At 65.6% G+C, this 15,530-nt stretch carries 19 protein-coding genes; 18 read left to right on the top strand and 1 reads right to left on the bottom strand.

Features of this window, described 5'->3' with window-relative positions:
• The 11 genes from ACO227_RS06220 (at position 1) to ACO227_RS06170 (ending at position 4,488) form a co-directional block, all read left to right on the top strand.
• Entirely contained in the window at positions 1 to 426 is a 426-nt protein-coding gene (locus tag ACO227_RS06220) for a hypothetical protein (RefSeq protein ID WP_423606142.1), read from the top strand.
• A gap of 47 nt (positions 427 to 473) precedes the next feature.
• Positions 474 to 959 (top strand): hypothetical protein, encoded by a 486-nt coding sequence (locus tag ACO227_RS06215; protein ID WP_423606140.1) that lies wholly within the window; start codon positions 474 to 476, stop codon positions 957 to 959.
• Positions 960 to 963: 4 nt separating this feature from the next.
• Positions 964 to 1,233, top strand: coding sequence for a hypothetical protein (locus ACO227_RS06210; protein ID WP_423606139.1), 270 nt, complete (start codon positions 964 to 966; stop codon positions 1,231 to 1,233).
• Positions 1,233 to 1,793 carry a head-tail connector protein gene (locus ACO227_RS06205; RefSeq protein ID WP_423606137.1) on the top strand — a complete coding sequence of 187 codons (561 nt, stop codon included), beginning with the start codon at positions 1,233 to 1,235 and terminating at the stop codon, positions 1,791 to 1,793. Before ACO227_RS06210 ends, ACO227_RS06205 begins: the two co-directional genes overlap by 1 nt.
• Before the next feature lie 18 nt (positions 1,794 to 1,811).
• Positions 1,812 to 2,225 carry a hypothetical protein gene (locus tag ACO227_RS06200; RefSeq protein ID WP_423606135.1) on the top strand — a complete coding sequence of 138 codons (414 nt, stop codon included), beginning with the start codon at positions 1,812 to 1,814 and terminating at the stop codon, positions 2,223 to 2,225.
• 2 nt (positions 2,226 to 2,227) lie between these two features.
• Positions 2,228 to 2,578 carry a head-tail adaptor protein gene (locus ACO227_RS06195; RefSeq protein ID WP_423606133.1) on the top strand — a complete coding sequence of 117 codons (351 nt, stop codon included), beginning with the start codon at positions 2,228 to 2,230 and terminating at the stop codon, positions 2,576 to 2,578.
• Positions 2,575 to 2,991, top strand: a complete 417-nt coding sequence (locus ACO227_RS06190) for an HK97 gp10 family phage protein (RefSeq protein WP_423606131.1) — start codon at positions 2,575 to 2,577, stop codon at positions 2,989 to 2,991. The genes ACO227_RS06195 and ACO227_RS06190 overlap by 4 nt, the downstream gene beginning before the upstream one ends.
• Before the next feature lie 3 nt (positions 2,992 to 2,994).
• Positions 2,995 to 3,393: a tail completion protein gp17 gene (gp17, locus tag ACO227_RS06185; RefSeq protein ID WP_125958720.1), complete on the top strand. Its 399-nt coding sequence runs from the start codon at positions 2,995 to 2,997 to the stop codon at positions 3,391 to 3,393.
• A gap of 12 nt (positions 3,394 to 3,405) precedes the next feature.
• The gene (locus tag ACO227_RS06180) at positions 3,406 to 3,837 is read left to right on the top strand and encodes a phage tail tube protein (protein ID WP_423606129.1); all 432 of its coding nucleotides are present in this window, start codon (positions 3,406 to 3,408) and stop codon (positions 3,835 to 3,837) included.
• 1 nt (position 3,838) lies between these two features.
• Positions 3,839 to 4,186 carry a hypothetical protein gene (locus tag ACO227_RS06175; RefSeq protein WP_423606127.1) on the top strand — a complete coding sequence of 116 codons (348 nt, stop codon included), beginning with the start codon at positions 3,839 to 3,841 and terminating at the stop codon, positions 4,184 to 4,186.
• Between the two features lie 89 nt (positions 4,187 to 4,275).
• Complete coding sequence (locus ACO227_RS06170; RefSeq protein WP_423606125.1) at positions 4,276 to 4,488, top strand: hypothetical protein; 213 nt, start codon at positions 4,276 to 4,278, stop codon at positions 4,486 to 4,488.
• Here the strand turns inward: ACO227_RS06170 and ACO227_RS06165 are convergent.
• On the bottom strand, positions 4,472 to 4,738 hold the full coding sequence (locus ACO227_RS06165; RefSeq protein ID WP_423606123.1) for a hypothetical protein: 267 nt from the start codon (positions 4,736 to 4,738) through the stop codon (positions 4,472 to 4,474). The two genes, ACO227_RS06170 and ACO227_RS06165, sit on opposite strands and share 17 nt — an antisense overlap.
• 69 nt (positions 4,739 to 4,807) lie before the next feature.
• Here ACO227_RS06165 and ACO227_RS06160 point away from each other — a divergent pair, with 69 nt between their 5' ends.
• The 7 genes from ACO227_RS06160 to ACO227_RS06130 are packed head-to-tail and all read left to right on the top strand — an operon-like array spanning position 4,808 to position 15,513.
• Complete coding sequence (locus ACO227_RS06160) at positions 4,808 to 8,266, top strand: phage tail tape measure protein (RefSeq protein ID WP_423606121.1); 3,459 nt, start codon at positions 4,808 to 4,810, stop codon at positions 8,264 to 8,266.
• A complete protein-coding gene (locus ACO227_RS06155; protein WP_423606120.1) occupies positions 8,266 to 8,934 on the top strand; it encodes a hypothetical protein in 669 nt (222 codons plus the stop codon). Before ACO227_RS06160 ends, ACO227_RS06155 begins: the two co-directional genes overlap by 1 nt.
• The gene (locus ACO227_RS06150) at positions 8,918 to 9,511 is read left to right on the top strand and encodes a hypothetical protein (RefSeq protein WP_423606119.1); all 594 of its coding nucleotides are present in this window, start codon (positions 8,918 to 8,920) and stop codon (positions 9,509 to 9,511) included. The genes ACO227_RS06155 and ACO227_RS06150 overlap by 17 nt, the downstream gene beginning before the upstream one ends.
• Positions 9,496 to 9,909: a DUF6950 family protein gene (locus tag ACO227_RS06145; protein ID WP_423606118.1), complete on the top strand. Its 414-nt coding sequence runs from the start codon at positions 9,496 to 9,498 to the stop codon at positions 9,907 to 9,909. Before ACO227_RS06150 ends, ACO227_RS06145 begins: the two co-directional genes overlap by 16 nt.
• Positions 9,894 to 11,981, top strand: coding sequence for a hypothetical protein (locus tag ACO227_RS06140; protein WP_423606117.1), 2,088 nt, complete (start codon positions 9,894 to 9,896; stop codon positions 11,979 to 11,981). Before ACO227_RS06145 ends, ACO227_RS06140 begins: the two co-directional genes overlap by 16 nt.
• Before the next feature lie 14 nt (positions 11,982 to 11,995).
• Positions 11,996 to 14,989, top strand: a complete 2,994-nt coding sequence (locus ACO227_RS06135) for a hypothetical protein (protein WP_423606115.1) — start codon at positions 11,996 to 11,998, stop codon at positions 14,987 to 14,989.
• Entirely contained in the window at positions 14,989 to 15,513 is a 525-nt protein-coding gene (locus tag ACO227_RS06130) for a hypothetical protein (RefSeq protein WP_423606113.1), read from the top strand. Before ACO227_RS06135 ends, ACO227_RS06130 begins: the two co-directional genes overlap by 1 nt.
• Positions 15,514 to 15,530: the final 17 nt, after the last annotated feature.

The following is a 15,530-nucleotide window of genomic DNA, read 5'->3' as shown; positions in this document are numbered from 1 at the left end:
ATGCGTGACCTCGCCAATCATCTGCACGTCAAGCGCGTGCTGGCACCCGCCGCGGCGATCGCGGACAACACTGCCCAAGTCGGGCAAATCGTCGACCACGCTGGCTTCAATTCTGCCTGCTACATCATTCAGGCCGGCGCGATCGCCGACGCCGACGCGACGGTGACCGTCCTGCTGGAGCATGGCGATGACCCTGCCCTGGGCGACGCAACGGCGGTCCCCGACAGCCAGCTGACCGGGACCGAAGCACTCGCCGGGCTGACCTTTGCCGACGACAATGAACCGCGCAAGCTGGGCTATGTCGGTAGCAAGCGGTTTACCCGCATGACGCTGACCCCGGTCAACAACGCCGGCAACCTCTTCCTGTCGGCGTCGTGTGTCCTGTCGGACGCCCGCTACGCTCCGACGGCGAACCCGCCGGCGTAATCGTCCCCCGCCGGGGGCTGATCGCCCCCGGCAAGCTGGAGGCTCCCATGAGCAAGAAGAAGTATCCGGTTATTGCCGAGATGATCGATGCCCGGGATGGCAAGCGCTACTTCCCGGGACAGGCTTTCGAAACCGAGGACGCGAAGCAGGCGAAGCGCCTGACTGATGCAGGTTGCCTCGGCGAGCCCGGCGAGGCGCTGACGTTCGACTATGAGCGCGACAAGCTGGGCGAACTCGACCTGACCAACGCGCAGCCCGGCGCTCTGCTGGCGATCGCGAAGCACGAGGGCGCCGAGCTGAAGAAGGGCGACAAGACCACGCCCGCCGACCTGGTGAAGGCCATCGTCGCGCGCCGTGCCATCGTGTCGCCCGACTATGATCGCGACAAGCTCGGCGAACTCGAGCTGACCCAGGCGAACCGCGCGCAGCTCGACGTCATCGTCGCCCGCGAGGGCGTGGAGGGCATCGTTGCCGAGACTTCGGACGCCGACGTGATCAAGGCGATCGAAGCCAAGCGCAAGCCGCAGGAGTGATCCGATGAAGGTTCGTGCAAAGATCGCACTGTGCACGCCCACCGGCACCATGCCGCGCGGGACGGTGTTCGACGCGTCGGATGAGCAGGCCGCGCGCTGGATCGACCAGGGCAAGGCCGAGCCCGCCGCGGATGACGAGGCTGACGAAGCGGCGGCGCCCGCAAAGCCGAAGGCGCCGAAGCGCGCGAAGTCGCGCAAGCCCAAGGTGCCGGTTGCTGCGACGCCGCCCGCTCCGTCGCCGGCTCAACCCGGCGAGCGCGCCGACGTCGAGTGATGCGCGTCGTCGTCGTCGCACCGCCCGCGCCCGTCGTGGCGTGGGCGGATGCCGACGCGCATCTGAAGCTGGACGGTGCCGACGACCAGAAAGCCGAGGTCGAGGCGATGATAGCCGCTGCGACCGAGCATCTTGACGGGCCTCTCGGGTGGCTGGGCCGTGCGCTCGGCGTGCAGACGCTGGAGGCGCGCTTCGACAGCTTCGACGCCAACGGCATGATGCTCCCGCTTCCCCCGGTGATCGAACTTGTGTCCGTCGCTTATCGCGACCGGGACAATATCGATCGAAACCTCGACCTGGCCGAATGCGAGCTGTTAGATCGCGAACTAGTGCCGGCGCATGGCAAGCGCTGGCCGCGCGCGCTGGATCGTCAGGAATCTGTTCGCGTCCGCTATCGTGCCGGTTCAGAGAGCGTGCCCGCGCCGGTGCGCGCCGCGATCCTGCTGATGGTCGGCGACCTCTATCGGAACCGTGAGACGGTCTCCGACCGGCAGGCCGTGGCCATCCCGATGTCAACCACCGTGATCAACCTGCTCACACCCTATCGAGTGTGGGCCTGATCCTATTGGAGAAGTTTCATGGCCGATTTGAACATCACGGCGGCAAACGTCGTCTCGGGCGCTGGCGCCGGCATCTCGCACCGCACCGCGGGCGCCGTCGTCACGGCGGGGCAGATCGTGTATCGCGATCCCGCCGACGGCATGAAATGCAAGCTCGCCGACAACAACTCGGCGACGCCGGCGGTTCGCGCTCCGAAGGGTATCGCGCTCAACGGTGCTGCGAACGGGCAGCCGCTCGCGGTGCACGAGAAGGGACCAATTACGATCGGCGCGGTGCTGGCGCCGGGCACCGTCTACTATCTCAGCGATACGCCCGGCGGTATCTGCCCGGTCGCGGACCTCGCCGCTGGCGAATATGTCACGATCATCGGCATCGCGATCTCGGCGTCGGTGCTGGACGTGAACATCCAGCAGTCGGGCGCCGCGCTCTAACGATGCGCATTGCCGCCGGTGAGCTTGATCGGCGCGTCGAAATCTGGCGATCCGTGCCCGTCGATAATGGCACAGCGACCGTGCCCGGCGAGCCGGGGAAGATCGCGACCAGGTGGGCGCGCAAGCTCGACGTCAGCGATGTCGAGCGCGTGCGCGCGGCCGAGCAGGGGCAGGAGGTCGCGACGCGCTTTCTGATGCGCGCCGGGCCGTTGACGAGGTCGATCACCGGCAAGGACCAGCTCCGGCACGGTGGGCGCTTCTATGAAGTCACCGGCGTGAAAGACAGTCCGGATCGCGAGGACGGGGTGGAGATCACCACCGTGGCTCGCCCCGACGAAACGCCAGCGCCATGATGAAGCCGACGATACGCATTCACGTCGATGCCCGGATCGACCGCCGCCTTGAGGCAATGGCGAACGCGCTGACCGAGAAGGCGCTGGTCGGGATCATGACGAAGCGGCTCGAGCCGATGGCGGACGCGATGCGGAACCGGGTCGACGTGCGTAGCGGGGAGCTGCGCGACAGCATCCATGTCGGGCGTGAGCTTTCGCCAGCTCAGGCGGCAACGCATGTCCCGATCGCCAAGGTTGAAGTGCACGCCGGCGCAGGCCCGCTGGTGCAGGCTGTGCAAGAAGAGTTCGGCAATTTTCGACAAGCGCCAGACCCGTTCGTGGCGCCAGCGTTCGAAGAACATGGCGAGCCCGCAGCGCGCAACATCGCGGCCGACGGCCTGGAGCTGATCGAACGCGCCGCGAAGAGGGGGTGAGCCGTGGAAGAGGAACTGCGCGCCATGCTGCTCGGCATGGCGGACCTCGGCGTGCGCGTCGGTACCAGGGTCGATTGGGACAAGCGATCGCAGGGCGATGCGCTGCCTGCGATCGCGCTGCACCTGAAAGCCAGTGTCCGCCCGATGAACCTCGCGGGTCCAGGGGTATGGGCGCGCGGCCTTGTGCAGATGGATTGCTGGGGGCGCCAGCACAAGGACGCGCGCGATCTCGCCGAGATGATCGCGCGGCCCGTCGCGGCGGGCGGCATTCATGGGTTCCGGGGCACCCGGTCCGGCATCCGCTTGCGGGTGTGGGCGCTCTCGATCGCGAACGACACGGACACGGATGCCAAGGGCGTGGTTCACCGCGCGCGCCTTGATTGTCGAGTTTGGTGGAGCTGAGGAGACTTTACGATGGCTGCGACCGCAGAAGATACCGATATCGGTTACGGGACGCTCTTCCAGAAGAAGACGGCGCCCGATACGTACACCACCCTTGCCGAAGTGGTGGAATTCGAACCGCCGGAGTTCGCGCGCGACAGCGTCGAATTCACGCACATGACCTCGCCCGAGCGCTGGCGCGAGTTCAAGCCGGGCCTGAAGGATCCCGGCGAGGCCTCGCTGACCTATAACCTGATCCCCGGCGAGGCCGATGACGACGTCATCACCGACCATATCGAGAGCGATGGGGTCGATGAGTGGCGCGTCGTCTATCCCAACGGCGCGACGCTCGATTTCAAGGGCTTCGCAACCAGCCACAAGCATGCGACGCCGCTGGACGACAAGATGACCGGCGCCGCGACGTTCAAGCTGTCGGGCAAGCCGACGCTGACGCCGGCGCCCTGATATGGCGAACGGTCTCAAGGGCGAGGTCCCCTTCAAGGCCTGCGAAGCGGACTGGACGCTGGTGCTGGATTTCAACGCGCTCTGCGCGATGGAAACCGAGCTCGGTATCACCGCCGATATGGTGGGCGAACGCCTCGCTGGCAGCGCCGCGACGATCCGCTCCGTCTTCCGGATCGGCCTCGCCGCCAAGCACGGCGAGATGACCGACCTGGAGGCTGGGCGCCTGATCGGCGATATCGGCATCAAGGAAGCGGCCGAGCTGCTGGCCAAGGCGCTGAAGCTGGCCTTTCCCGAGGCCGCGAAGAGTGCGGGGGGAAAGGATCCGGCGACCCCTCGCCGTGGGAAGTAGAGCGGGCGTTCGGGATATGGATCGAGCTTGATCTCGGTTCCGATCTCGACGCCTTTCTACGGCTGACGCCGCGCCTGTTCGACCTGGCCGTGAAGGCCAAGGTGCAGGCGCGGCGCACCGACGACGAACGGGCCATCACCGCAGCGTGGAACACGGCGGCGCTCGGTCGCATGAAGCGGATGCCCCCTCTGGCGAAACTGCTGAAGCCGCAGGAGCCGCAGGTCGCACGCAAGGCCCGGCACTGGACGAAGCAGCTGGCGGCGTGGCAGCGGGTGCTGTCTCGCCCTAACCGATCCGGCTGACCAGTTCGCGGTGAAGCTCGCCGAACACATCATTTTGCTGCCCCTGAAAATGGAGCGTCTCGCTACCGTCGGGTAGTTTAAGCTTCATGGACCCCTGCAGAACCATGCCGGCGGGATAGAAGTCGACCGCCTTGATCGACGACAAGGGTATCGTCTTCGTGGACAGATACCCGCCCTTCGGCCCCTTATCGTGCACGGTCAGGACGTCATCCTGCAGGATCGCCGTCTTTCCGTTTCCCGACGCAATCATCCACCGACCTCCACCGCTAGGCTCGACCGAGTCTAGCTGATCCCCGGCCTTATTGAAACGAGGTGCAGCATGGCTTCGACCGCGATCGGCGCTGCGCGCGTCGACTTCGGCGCTGACACGTCCGAATTCAAGGAAGCCGCGCAGGAGGTCCGCGGTGTTCTGCGCCAGCTGGTCGATCAGTTCCGCGCCGTAGAGGCCGACATCCGCAAGGTGGGCGCGGGTCTGACGGTGGGCATTACGCTGCCCTTCGCGGCAATGGTGCGCGCCGTCGACAAGGGCGCGGGATCGTTCGAAGCGCAGATGAAGCGCGTCTCGTCCGCGTTGCCGACCGCGACCCGCAAGCAGCTCGAGGAACTGGCCGACACTGCCCGCGCGCTCGGCCCCGCCGTGGGCAAGGGCGCTACCGAGGCAGCTTCCGGGATCGACGAACTCGGCCGTGCCGGTATGGAAGTGAGCGAAATCCTCGGCGGTGGCCTGAAGGCGACGCTCGACCTTGCCGCGGCGGGGCAGGTCGATGTCAGCAAGTCGGCTGCGCTGGTCACCGATGCGCTCGGCCAGTTCAAGCTTCAGGCATCGGACCTGCCAGCGGTGGTGCGCGACATCGTCGGTGCGGTCGATGGGTCGAAGTTCAGCCTCGAGGATTTCCAGCTCGCGATCTCGCAGGGCGGCGGCGTCGCCGCGGCGGCGGGCGTCGACTTCACCGACTTCGCGACGGCGATCGCGGCGACCAGCGTGATGTTCAGCAGCGGTTCGGACGCGGGCACGTCCTTCAAGACCTATATTCAAACGCTGGTCGGCAAGTCGAAAGAGGCGAAGGCGGCGATGGCCGCGCTCGGCATCCAATTCTTCGACGCGAACGGCAAAATGAAATCGCTGGCCGAGCAGTCGCAAATCCTACTCGAAGCTCTGTCGGGCCTTTCCGATCAGGATCGGACCGAGGCGCTGGAAACGATCTTCGGTGCGGACGCGGCGCGCACCGCGATCGGCCTGATGTCGCAGGGCTATGACCAGTTCATGCGCCTCAAGGGCGTGGTCGAGAAAGGCGACGTCAGCGCCAAGATCGCCAAGACGCTGGAGGGATCAGAGGCCGCGGGGCGGCGCATCTCGACGGCGTGGGAATCTCTCAAGGTGACGCTCGGCATCGATGTCGGCATCCTGGCGGTGACCACGGCGATTAAGAACGCGTTCGCAGCCGTGCTTGAGGTTATCTCTCGATTGCACCCTGTCGTGCTGGGCATCGGCGTCGCATTCGGCGCGCTCACGGCTTTGCTCGGCCCGCTGATGGTCATTCTCGGCAGCGTCGGCACCGCGCTCGTTGCGCATTTCGTGCGGGGCTTTGGCATGCTCGGCACCGCGATCGGCCTGATCATCTCGCCGATCACGACTATTCTGACGCTGCTCGGCGAGATGGGCCTGATGCGCGTCCTGACGATGCTGGGGGGCCGGTTGCTTGCCGCCTTCGGCCCTCTTGGTTGGGCCGCAGCCGCGATCATTGCTTTCAAGGATCACATCGCAACGGCGCTTTCGATCATCTGGGCGCGAATGTCGGAGACGCTCGGCCCGCCGTTGCAGGCGTTGTTCGCCAAGGTGACGGCGATCTTCGACCGGATCGGCAACGGGCCAATCGGCGCGGCGCTGTCGGCGCTGGTCTCGCTGCTCGGCCAGGTCGCGGACGTGATCGGCACCTTGCTGGGCGTGACGCTGGTGGTGTTCGGCGAAGTGCTGATCAAGGTGATCGAAGTGGCGATCGCGCTGCTCGGCGGGCTGGCCGATGCGGTCGGTGGCGTTGTGGACACGATCTCTGCGCTGCTGACTGGTGACTTCGCCGGCGCGTGGGACGCGGCGCTCGGCGTCGTAGATTCGATCATCTCGGCGATCATCGACGTGCTGGCGGTATTTGCGCCCGAGGTCGATACGCAGCTGCGGCTTGTCTATGAGGCGGCGAAGGCCTGGCTGGGCGACGCTTTCGCCAGCGTGTGTGAATTCTTCGCCAACCTGGTGCGCGGCGCGGTCGCGGTCGTGGATGCATTCTTCCCTGGCATCGTGGCGGCTGCGAAGAGCGTCTACGAGGGCGTGAAGGCCTGGCTGGTCGATCGGTTCGGATGGATCGTCGATTGGGTCAAGAGCGCCGCTCGCGCGATCGGCGCCGAATATCAGGCGCTCAAGGAGAAGCTGGGCTTCGGCAAGGCGACCGCGACCGCAGAGGTGAAGGTCGCGGCGCCGAAGGAGCCGTCGTGGATCGACAAGCTCAAGCGCGACTTCACCATGCCCGGCAAGCCGAAGAAGGCCGGTGGCGGGGGCAGCGGGCGCAGATCTAGCGGGGCAGGCTCCGGCAAGTCCGCCGCCGAGCTCGCGGCCGATCGCGAAGAGCTGCGCATTCGCGCCGAGATCGAGGCGGCGCGCGAGCGGGGCGATCATGCGACGGCGCAACGGCTTCAGGACCAGCTGGAGCTGCAGCGCCAGATCGAAGCCTATCAGCGCACGGGATTGTCGCTCACCGCCGCGCGCGCCGCGGCCGAGGCCGATTACGAGCTGATCCTCGCCGCCCGCCGCGACGGGATGAAGCGCGAGGCGGACGAGCGCGCGCGCATGGTCGCTATCGACGTTGCCCGGATGGAGGGCAACGACGCTCTGGCGATGCAGAAGCAGCGTGAGCAGGAAATTGCCGAGCGGATCGAATATTTCGAGCGCCAGCTGGTCGATATCGCCGACGCGCGGCTGCGCAAGGAAATGGCGATCGCGCAGGCGATGGCCGAACAGGCGAAGTACGACGCCGCGCGCGCCGCACAGCAGCAGCGCTGGCTCGACGATCACGAGCTGCGTCGCCAGATCGACGTTGCGCGCGCGCGGGGGGACAGCGAAGAGACGATCCGCCAGCTCGAGCGTCAGTTGCGCATCCAGCGCGAGATCGAGGATCTCGTGTCGCGCGCCGGGATGTCGCCGGAGGACGCGCGCAAGAAGGCCGAAGCGAGCGAAGAAGAATATGAGCGCGCACGCCAGCAGGGGCAGTGGCGCGACACCTTCCGCGGCGCGCTGCGCGCCGCGCTCGACGGCAACCTGGGCGATTTCGTCAAGAACTGGTGGAAAGAGCGAATCGCCAAGGGGCTGGAAAGCGCGCTTAATACGGTTTCGGACGCGCTGTTCAGCGTCTTCAACCGCCTGCTCGGGGGCGGTAAGTCAGGCGGGGCAGGCATATTCGACCTTGGGGCGGCGTTCGACAAGATCATCAAGTCGTTTCCCGGCTTTAAGGATGGCGGATCCTTTCGGGTCGCCGGGATGTCCGGCATCGACCGAAACCTGGTTTCGTTTCGCGCAAGCAAGGGCGAGATCGTCGATATCCGCAAGCCGGGCAACGACAATGGGGGCGTGGGCGGTATCGGCACAATGCGCGTCGAGATCGTCGATACGACGGGTCTGTTCGAAACCCGCGTCAACGACATTTCGGGCAACAACGTGCGTCAGGGTCTCTCCGCCTATGACCGGGTCGTCGGCGATCGCGTCAAAGAACATCTGGCGAGGCGCGACTGATGCCCTTCGAATGGCCCGCCAACCTAGTGCCCGTGAATATCGAGGTGCGCCCGCCGCGCAAGACGGTCGGGCTGAACCGAAGCCTTTCCGAATTCACGCAAGCGATCCCGTCGATCCGGCCTCCCTTCGGCCTGTCGATGGAGTTCTCCAACCTGTCGGGCAACGAGGTGCTGGCTTATCGCGCGCTGCTCGGCTCGTTCGAAGGCCGCGCGAACACCGTGCGCGTGCCCCTGTTCGACCTGTGGGCAGCGGGAACGATGGCGCAGCTGGGCGTCGGCGGATCGCCGCATTCGGACGGCTCCACCTTCTCCGACGGCGCGCTCTACCTGGTCGACGACCTGTCGGGTGTAGTGGTGACCGGGGTGCAGGGCGACCGCATGATCACGGCGGACTTCGGCGACTATGGCCCGCTGTTGCAGGGCGGGCACTATTTCGGGCTCGGCGACCATCCCTATCTCGCCACCGGCGTGTGGTGGGAGGGATCGGTCGCGACGATCCGGTGCAGCCGCACGCTCCTGTCCGACTACACCGCACAGCCGCTCAAGCTGCGCCCGACGATGATTGCAGGATTGCCCGACGACGACACCGGGCAGATGGCTCTTAAGTTCGGTTACTACGGCTCCCCGACGCTCGATCTTGAAGAGAGGTTCGATGAGCCTCTTTTCTGAGACGATCGCGGCGAAGCTGTCCGGTGCCAAGGTGCTGTGCGCGACGCTGGTGCGGTTCGAATTCGCCAGCGAGACGATCCGCCTGTGGCGCGGCAATGCGACGCTGCGGACGAAGGACGGCGCCCTGTGGCAGGCCGTAGGGCAGCTCGGCGATATCAGCGGGATCGAGCAGGCCGTGAACGGCGAAGCGCCGCAGGCGTCGTTCACCTTGTCGGGCGTGGACGCTGACATCATCCATCTCGCGCGGGAGGAATTCAAGGCCGAGGTGCTGGGCCGAAGGGTCGTGGTGGCGATCCAGTTCTTCGGGGATCCCGATGGAGACGATCCCGACAACCAGCGTCCGCTCGACCTGCCCTACGCGATCTGGGCGGGCCGGTGCTTGGCGCCGACCTTCTCGTTCAGCCCGACAGGCGAGCGGTCGATCGCGATCTCGGCCGAGAGCTTGTTCTCGCTGCGGACGCGACCGCGCTACGCGATGAACACCGATCGCGACCAGCAGCATCGTTTCCCCGGCGACCTTGGCTTTGAATTCGCTCCGACGCTCGTGAACAAGGTAGTGACGTGGCCCGACTATTGACGGCTGCGCCGGTGCCCGACGCGGTGACCGTAGAGCTGCGCCGCTGGGCAACCGAACCGTTCGACTGGTGCGCGCTGTCCGTGCTTTCCTATGTCGAGCGCGTTCGCCGGCGCAGGCTGCGGCCTCGGCCGCGCGTTGCGGGCAGGATCAGCGCGGCGCGAACCGCCCGCTCGGCCGATCGGTTCGGCGCGATCGCGGCTGACGCAATGAAGCGGCTTGGCTGCGCACCGACCACCGCGCCGCAGCGGGGTGACGTCGGCCTTGTCGACTTGCCGGGCACCGGATTGACGGCGGCGATCTGCGCAGGCCGGCTGTGGGCGGCGCGCGGCGATCATGTCGTCGTCTTCGCCGCTGCGGTCCCGGTTCTTGCCTGGAGGGTTAGATGCCACAGGCGATAGCGGCGTTCTTCGTCAAGCTCGGCCTGAGTGCGATTGCCGCAGCGATCGCGAGCGCCGTCGTACAGATCGCGATCACGGTCGGCATCAACGCGCTGATCCGCGCCGTATTCGGGTCGCGCAGCGCGAAGCCGAGCGATGGCCAGCAGAACATCAATGAGGCGATCGGGTCGCGCCGGCGGCACTACGGCATCGTCCACACCGGTGGACAGCGGACGTTCCTCGAGAGCGCTGGCGGGCGTCTGGGTATCAACGTGACGCTGGGAACGGGCAAGGAAGGACCGATCATCCAGCACCGGATCAACGACAAGCCGGTGACGGTCGTCGGCGGGACGGTGACCGAGCCCAGTTTCCACAACGCGATCCATATCTACACGCGCAGCGGCGAAGACAGTCAGACCGCGATTTCGGAACTGACGGCCCGCTTCCCGCAATGGACGGTGAACCACCGTCAGCGCGGCTGCGCGCACGCTGCGATCATCTGCGATCCGGTCAAGCAGGAGCATTTCAGCGAAGTCTTCAACGGCCAGATGCCGACCTACACGCAGGTCCGGCACGGCGTTTCGGTCTATGATCCACGCAAGGACTCTACAGCTGTCATCTTCGACGACGGCGAGGGTTTCACCGTCAACGGGACCGGACCGCACCGGCTGAACGATCCCGGTACTTGGGAATGGTCGGACAACGGGCCGCTCGTGACCGCCGACTATTTCGCCCACCCCGACGGCTATGGCGGCGGGTACGACAACGTCAACTGGACCAACATCGCCCAGGAGGCCGAACACGCCGCCGAGATGGTGATCACAGTGACCGGCGAGACGATCGCCAGGTGGCGCCTCTGGGCGAGCTACAGCCTCGCCAGCACCGAACGCCGCCAGGTGATGGCCGATCTGCTCAAGGCTTGCGACGGCTTCATCTGGCAGGATGCCGAGGGGCGGTTCAACCTGATGGTGGGCCGGTTCGTCGAGCCGAGCGTGATCATCACCGACGATCACATTCTGGGCATGACGGCGACGCTGGGGCCGCAGGCGCAGCAGCGCGTCAACGCGGTGAAGGTGCTGTATACCGAGGCGTCGCTGGGGTATCGCGAGCAGGAGAGCGCGACCTTCGCGGATCCCGACGCGATCGACGATCCTAACACCGACCCGCAAGCGGTGGAGGCTTTCTACGCGCCCCATCACAATCAGGCGGTGCGGGTCGGGAAGCTGGTGCTGGCGCGCCTCGGTGACCGTTGGCACATCACCGCGCTACTGAACCTCCACGGTCTCAACTTGCTGGGCGAACGATACGCCCGGCTGGAATCTGCGCAGCTCGGCGTCGCCGGCTATTTCATGATCTCGGGCCTTCGCCTCAACCTGGCCGATTGCACGGTCGAGGCGACGCTCGACGAAGTGAAGCCGGAAGATTGGGAGTTCGACGCGGCGACGGAAGAAGGGGCGCCGCCCAACACGCCGGAAGCACCGCCGCCTCCACCGCCGCTGGGCGCGCCAGAAGGGCTTGCGCTGACGGCGGTTCAGATCGCGCTGGGCGACGCCAACGGCGTCGCGATCGCCGCGAGTTGGGATGATCCTGGCCGTCCCGATCTGACCTTCGAATCGCAGTATCGGCCCAGCGCCGGCGGCGACTGGGTGCCGATGGTGGTCGACAACGATGCCCGGACTTCCCGAACCGGGCCGGTGGACAGTGGGACCGAGTATGAAGTTCGGGTTCGCGCGCTGACGATCACAGGCCGTGCGAGCGCATGGGCGAGCGATACGATCACGCCGACGGCGGACACCGCCTCGCTGGCGGCTCCGACCGATCTGGATGCCGATGACGGTGTCGGCGAGGCAGTGGTGACGTTCCGGATGCCGACCGGGGCGACGCTCGCCTATGCGCGCCTCTATCATTCGACCAGCAACGATTTCGGCACGGCGACGCAGGTCGGCGGCAACATCGTCGCCGGTCTCGGCCAGGTGGTCGAAGTGACGGCCTCGGGCCTTGCCGTCGGTACTGCATATTTCTGGGCACGCGCCTTCAACAGTGGGGGAACACCCTCCCCGCTGGCTGGCCCCGTGTCCGCGACGATCACGTAAGGAAGGGCGAGAACATGGGCGAAATCCTTGACAAGGCCAAAGAGGTCTATCGCGATTTCACGATGGACGGCGTTGCGCCGAGCGGTCTCCACGACCCGGAAAAGGTGGATATCCGCGACCTGTTCCGCACGATCGATATCGCCGTCTATGCGGCGCAGGCCGGGCTGACGATCGTCGCGACCACGGCGGCTCGCGACGACTGGTTCGAAGACCATCCGAACACGCTGGTCTATGTGAACAACAACAATGGGTCGGCCGCCGATCCGGCAAACGGGGTGTATGAGTATGTCGGTGGGGTACCCCGGATCGCCGAGGGGTTCTATCAGGGCGTAGCGGCGCTCGTTCAGCCTATTCTCGACGATACAGTTGCCGCCAGCGAAGTCGCGGTCGAAGCGGCGCGAACACTGTCGATCTTCCGGAACATCACCTATGTCGCCGCCCATCCCGAGTTCGACCGGCTGAAGCTGCGCCTCGTCGTCACCAATGGGGTGTGGCCCGCCGACCTTGTAATCTCCTTGCGCCAGTTCGGACGCGACAATTTCGGTGCATCCGCAACGCCCGGAGACCGCCTGCTTTTCCAGATTTCCGACAAGGCCGACGGCTCCACCCTGTTCACCCTTGGCGGCAACATCGACCCCAACACCGCTCCCATAGCAAAGGGCGGTATCGGCAAGGTAACCATGCCGCTGACATTGTCAGCGGAGGCTCTGGGCCTCGGTTTCGTCGAAGGAGAGGTCGAACTCGATTTCCGCACTGGGGACAATTTCGGCGACGGGTCGATCCACAATCTCGCTGACAGCGAGATCGTGACGGAGCGGGTCGTGTTCAACGACGTCGGAGCCGTGACCCAGCTGGTCGAGGTCGGCGTCGCGACGGAAGCTGCTTTGACCAACGGATGCTTCAAATCGTCGGTGCGATCGCGGCTGTTGCGTGGCCTGGTCACGGACCTTTGGGCCTACGGCGTGGTGCCGGGCAACGGCTACCACATCAGCCAGGTCGAGCTTGCCGCGGCGGCAACGCCCTACGCGCGCATTTATGCGAGCAACAGCGCGACCGGGGCGCTTCGCGCCTATACGACGATCTTCGCGCCGGGTCTCATGTCCTATGCTGATTTCGTGATCTGGCTCGCGGCAAACCGCTCGATCTGGGTGCTTACCGATGAAATCTATGCGGCAAACGGCCTTCAGGTGCATTTGCGCCTCAACTGGTCGGTGGCGACCACGCCCGGCGTCTACAACTTCACGGCCGAGACGGGCGGCATCGCAAGCGATCGGCTTTGCCCCGCTGGTCTGACCGCCAACTATGTCGAAGACGATCGCTATCACGAGCGTATCGCGGTCGCGGCGGGTGACTTTCGCGACATCGTAGAATCTCTTCAGCAGGATGGTGTGCCCGAGCTGAGCGCGCGCGCGCATTTCCACAATCGTGTGCGGTTGTTCCTGTACGAAGAGACGACTTACAACGCGACCTATCTGGATATTCCCGAGTATGTCGAGCTGGAGGGCATGGGCCGAGGCCGGACTTTTGTCCGCCGCGAAGACGCCGGCGTGCATGCGATGCTGGAGGCGCATTTCCCCACGAAGTGCTTCGATTTTACAATCATCAGCGAAACCAATCCGGTCTATGGCTTGCACCTCGACGGAGTGAACAAGCGGATCGGCGGCGACAATAGCGGGCCGCTCGCCCAGACCCGGCGCCATGGCCAGAAATTTGTTCGGGTGGATATCTTCCAAGCGGCCGGGAACAGCGGCAACGCGGTAGGGTCGGGCATCTCGGCGGGGGATCGAAAGGATTTTATCGACTGTCGCGCGCAGCATCTGGGGTTGCCCGATCAGCCTGCATCCGACGGGATGATCAACGCGGGCTTCTTCTTCCACAACACCGGGCCGACGGTGACCAATCCGACGATCCCGGTCTCCTATCTGCCAGGTGACGTCAACTTTAGGGGATGCTCGTCCGCAGACGATCATACCGAGAGCGTCTTCATTCAAACGATCCACCCTGCGGCGCAATGCCGCCTCTCGTTGCACGCCAACGATTTCGCGGCCGTCCGGCATGAAGTCGCGGGCAGCGGCGAGGTGCGAACCGATCTCGCGCGCGACCGTGTGCAATGGAGCATTACCGGCGTCCACGAGGGGCCGTTCATTCTGGTCGATATCGAGGGTGCTTGGGTTCTCGCCACGACGCCCGGCAAGGTCGTCGCGGGTGACGCCGCGCCGCTGATCTTCGGCGCGGTCGACGATCTCGGTCGTGGCGAGAAGTATATCGGCGGCGGTGACTTCCTGCTGGGCAAACGCCTTGGCGACTGCACCGGTGTCAACAAGACGCTGACGATCGACGGGGTCAGCAAGGTGTTCAACACGAACCTGACCAACGCCACGAACAACGACGTGCTGGCGCTGATCAACGCGGCCATACCGATCAACCCGGTCACGCTCGCCGATATCAGCAAGGAATGGTATCCGGATTGCGGCTTCAAGCGGCGCGTGGCGAATGGCACCGGCGCTCAGATTGCCAAGCGGCGGATGATCAAGCGAACGGGGCGAGGGCGGATCGCATTGGCGCAGCCGGGTGACCGGGTCTGGGGCTGGACATTCCGCGCCTTTGTGGCTGACGCCGTGGGCGAGGTCGCCATTTCGCGAAAGCTGTGGTTCGACAGCATCGAAGGCGCGGTCGAAAACGGCGGTCGGTTCATGCTGATCGGCGACGGGAAGGTCAGTCACGGGGCGGTCGTGACCGGATCGGTCGCAGGCAATGTACTGACGGTGACCGCCGTGACGAGCGGAACGCTGGCGGTGGGCATGGCAGTCTCGGGACAGGATCCCGGCGGCGATGCAATCCCCGCCGGTGCGACCATCACCGCGCTCGGCACCGGAACGGGGGGCGCTGGCACATACATCCTGTCGGCGGCGGCGCCGCAGCCCGTCGATTCTACCACAGTCACGGCCACTGTCCCCGCGGCGCTCGCCATCGGCGACAGCATTGGCGGCACCCTGTCGCTTTGGTGATGGGGGTGACCGTGTCTCTTTCACAGCCAATTCCGGGGGAAGGTGAACGCATGTTGGCAGGGTGGGAAGCGGCGTTCGCGAAATACGCCTGGATATGGGTCGGCCTCACCTGCGGTTTCGCCGCGAAGTATGCATTGCTGCTCAAGCGAGGTGTGAAGGTGCGGCCCCGTCTGATCGCCGCCGATATCCTGTTGCTTCCGATGGTCGCGCTGATCGCATACTCGCTGGTCAGTCGGGCCGGTGCTTCCGGTGAAGTCGCGGCGCTGCTCACCGCGTTCTGCACGGTCGGTGCCGATCGGCTGATCAAGCTGCTGACGGAGCGGTTCTTCCTGCAGGTGCAGGCCGCGACCCTTCGCGACGTGAGCGAGCGCGTGATAGAGGAAAGCGGCGAGCTTCGTCAGACCGTGGCGAAGGTGAACGCAGCGGAATCTCTCGCGGCGCAGAGCCGCGGGGAGCGTCCGCCCGAAGGCGATGACACCGGCGCGCGGCTCGCGCGTCGTTTTCCGCCCCTGAAGGGCGACTGAGGCGCGGAGCGCCGGAT

It is taken from the genome of Sphingomonas sp. MS122, from assembly GCF_049532975.1.
Taxonomy (GTDB): Bacteria; Pseudomonadota; Alphaproteobacteria; order Sphingomonadales; family Sphingomonadaceae; genus Sphingomonas.
The sequence above is the reverse complement of the archived record's forward strand: the minus strand, read 5'-3'. Positions and strand labels throughout refer to the sequence as shown.

Coding starts and splice junctions, on each gene's coding strand:
- ACO227_RS06165 (WP_423606123.1), bottom strand. CDS start 4,738: ATGATTGCGTCGGGAAACGGAAAGACGGCGATCCTGCAGGATGACGTC.
- ACO227_RS06220 (WP_423606142.1), top strand. CDS start 1: ATGCGTGACCTCGCCAATCATCTGCACGTCAAGCGCGTGCTGGCACCC.
- ACO227_RS06200 (WP_423606135.1), top strand. CDS start 1,812: ATGGCCGATTTGAACATCACGGCGGCAAACGTCGTCTCGGGCGCTGGC.
- ACO227_RS06160 (WP_423606121.1), top strand. CDS start 4,808: ATGGCTTCGACCGCGATCGGCGCTGCGCGCGTCGACTTCGGCGCTGAC.
- ACO227_RS06215 (WP_423606140.1), top strand. CDS start 474: ATGAGCAAGAAGAAGTATCCGGTTATTGCCGAGATGATCGATGCCCGG.
- ACO227_RS06150 (WP_423606119.1), top strand. CDS start 8,918: ATGAGCCTCTTTTCTGAGACGATCGCGGCGAAGCTGTCCGGTGCCAAG.
- ACO227_RS06130 (WP_423606113.1), top strand. CDS start 14,989: ATGGGGGTGACCGTGTCTCTTTCACAGCCAATTCCGGGGGAAGGTGAA.
- ACO227_RS06205 (WP_423606137.1), top strand. CDS start 1,233: ATGCGCGTCGTCGTCGTCGCACCGCCCGCGCCCGTCGTGGCGTGGGCG.
- ACO227_RS06190 (WP_423606131.1), top strand. CDS start 2,575: ATGATGAAGCCGACGATACGCATTCACGTCGATGCCCGGATCGACCGC.
- ACO227_RS06175 (WP_423606127.1), top strand. CDS start 3,839: ATGGCGAACGGTCTCAAGGGCGAGGTCCCCTTCAAGGCCTGCGAAGCG.
- ACO227_RS06210 (WP_423606139.1), top strand. CDS start 964: ATGAAGGTTCGTGCAAAGATCGCACTGTGCACGCCCACCGGCACCATG.
- ACO227_RS06195 (WP_423606133.1), top strand. CDS start 2,228: ATGCGCATTGCCGCCGGTGAGCTTGATCGGCGCGTCGAAATCTGGCGA.
- ACO227_RS06180 (WP_423606129.1), top strand. CDS start 3,406: ATGGCTGCGACCGCAGAAGATACCGATATCGGTTACGGGACGCTCTTC.
- ACO227_RS06140 (WP_423606117.1), top strand. CDS start 9,894: ATGCCACAGGCGATAGCGGCGTTCTTCGTCAAGCTCGGCCTGAGTGCG.
- ACO227_RS06135 (WP_423606115.1), top strand. CDS start 11,996: ATGGGCGAAATCCTTGACAAGGCCAAAGAGGTCTATCGCGATTTCACG.
- ACO227_RS06155 (WP_423606120.1), top strand. CDS start 8,266: ATGCCCTTCGAATGGCCCGCCAACCTAGTGCCCGTGAATATCGAGGTG.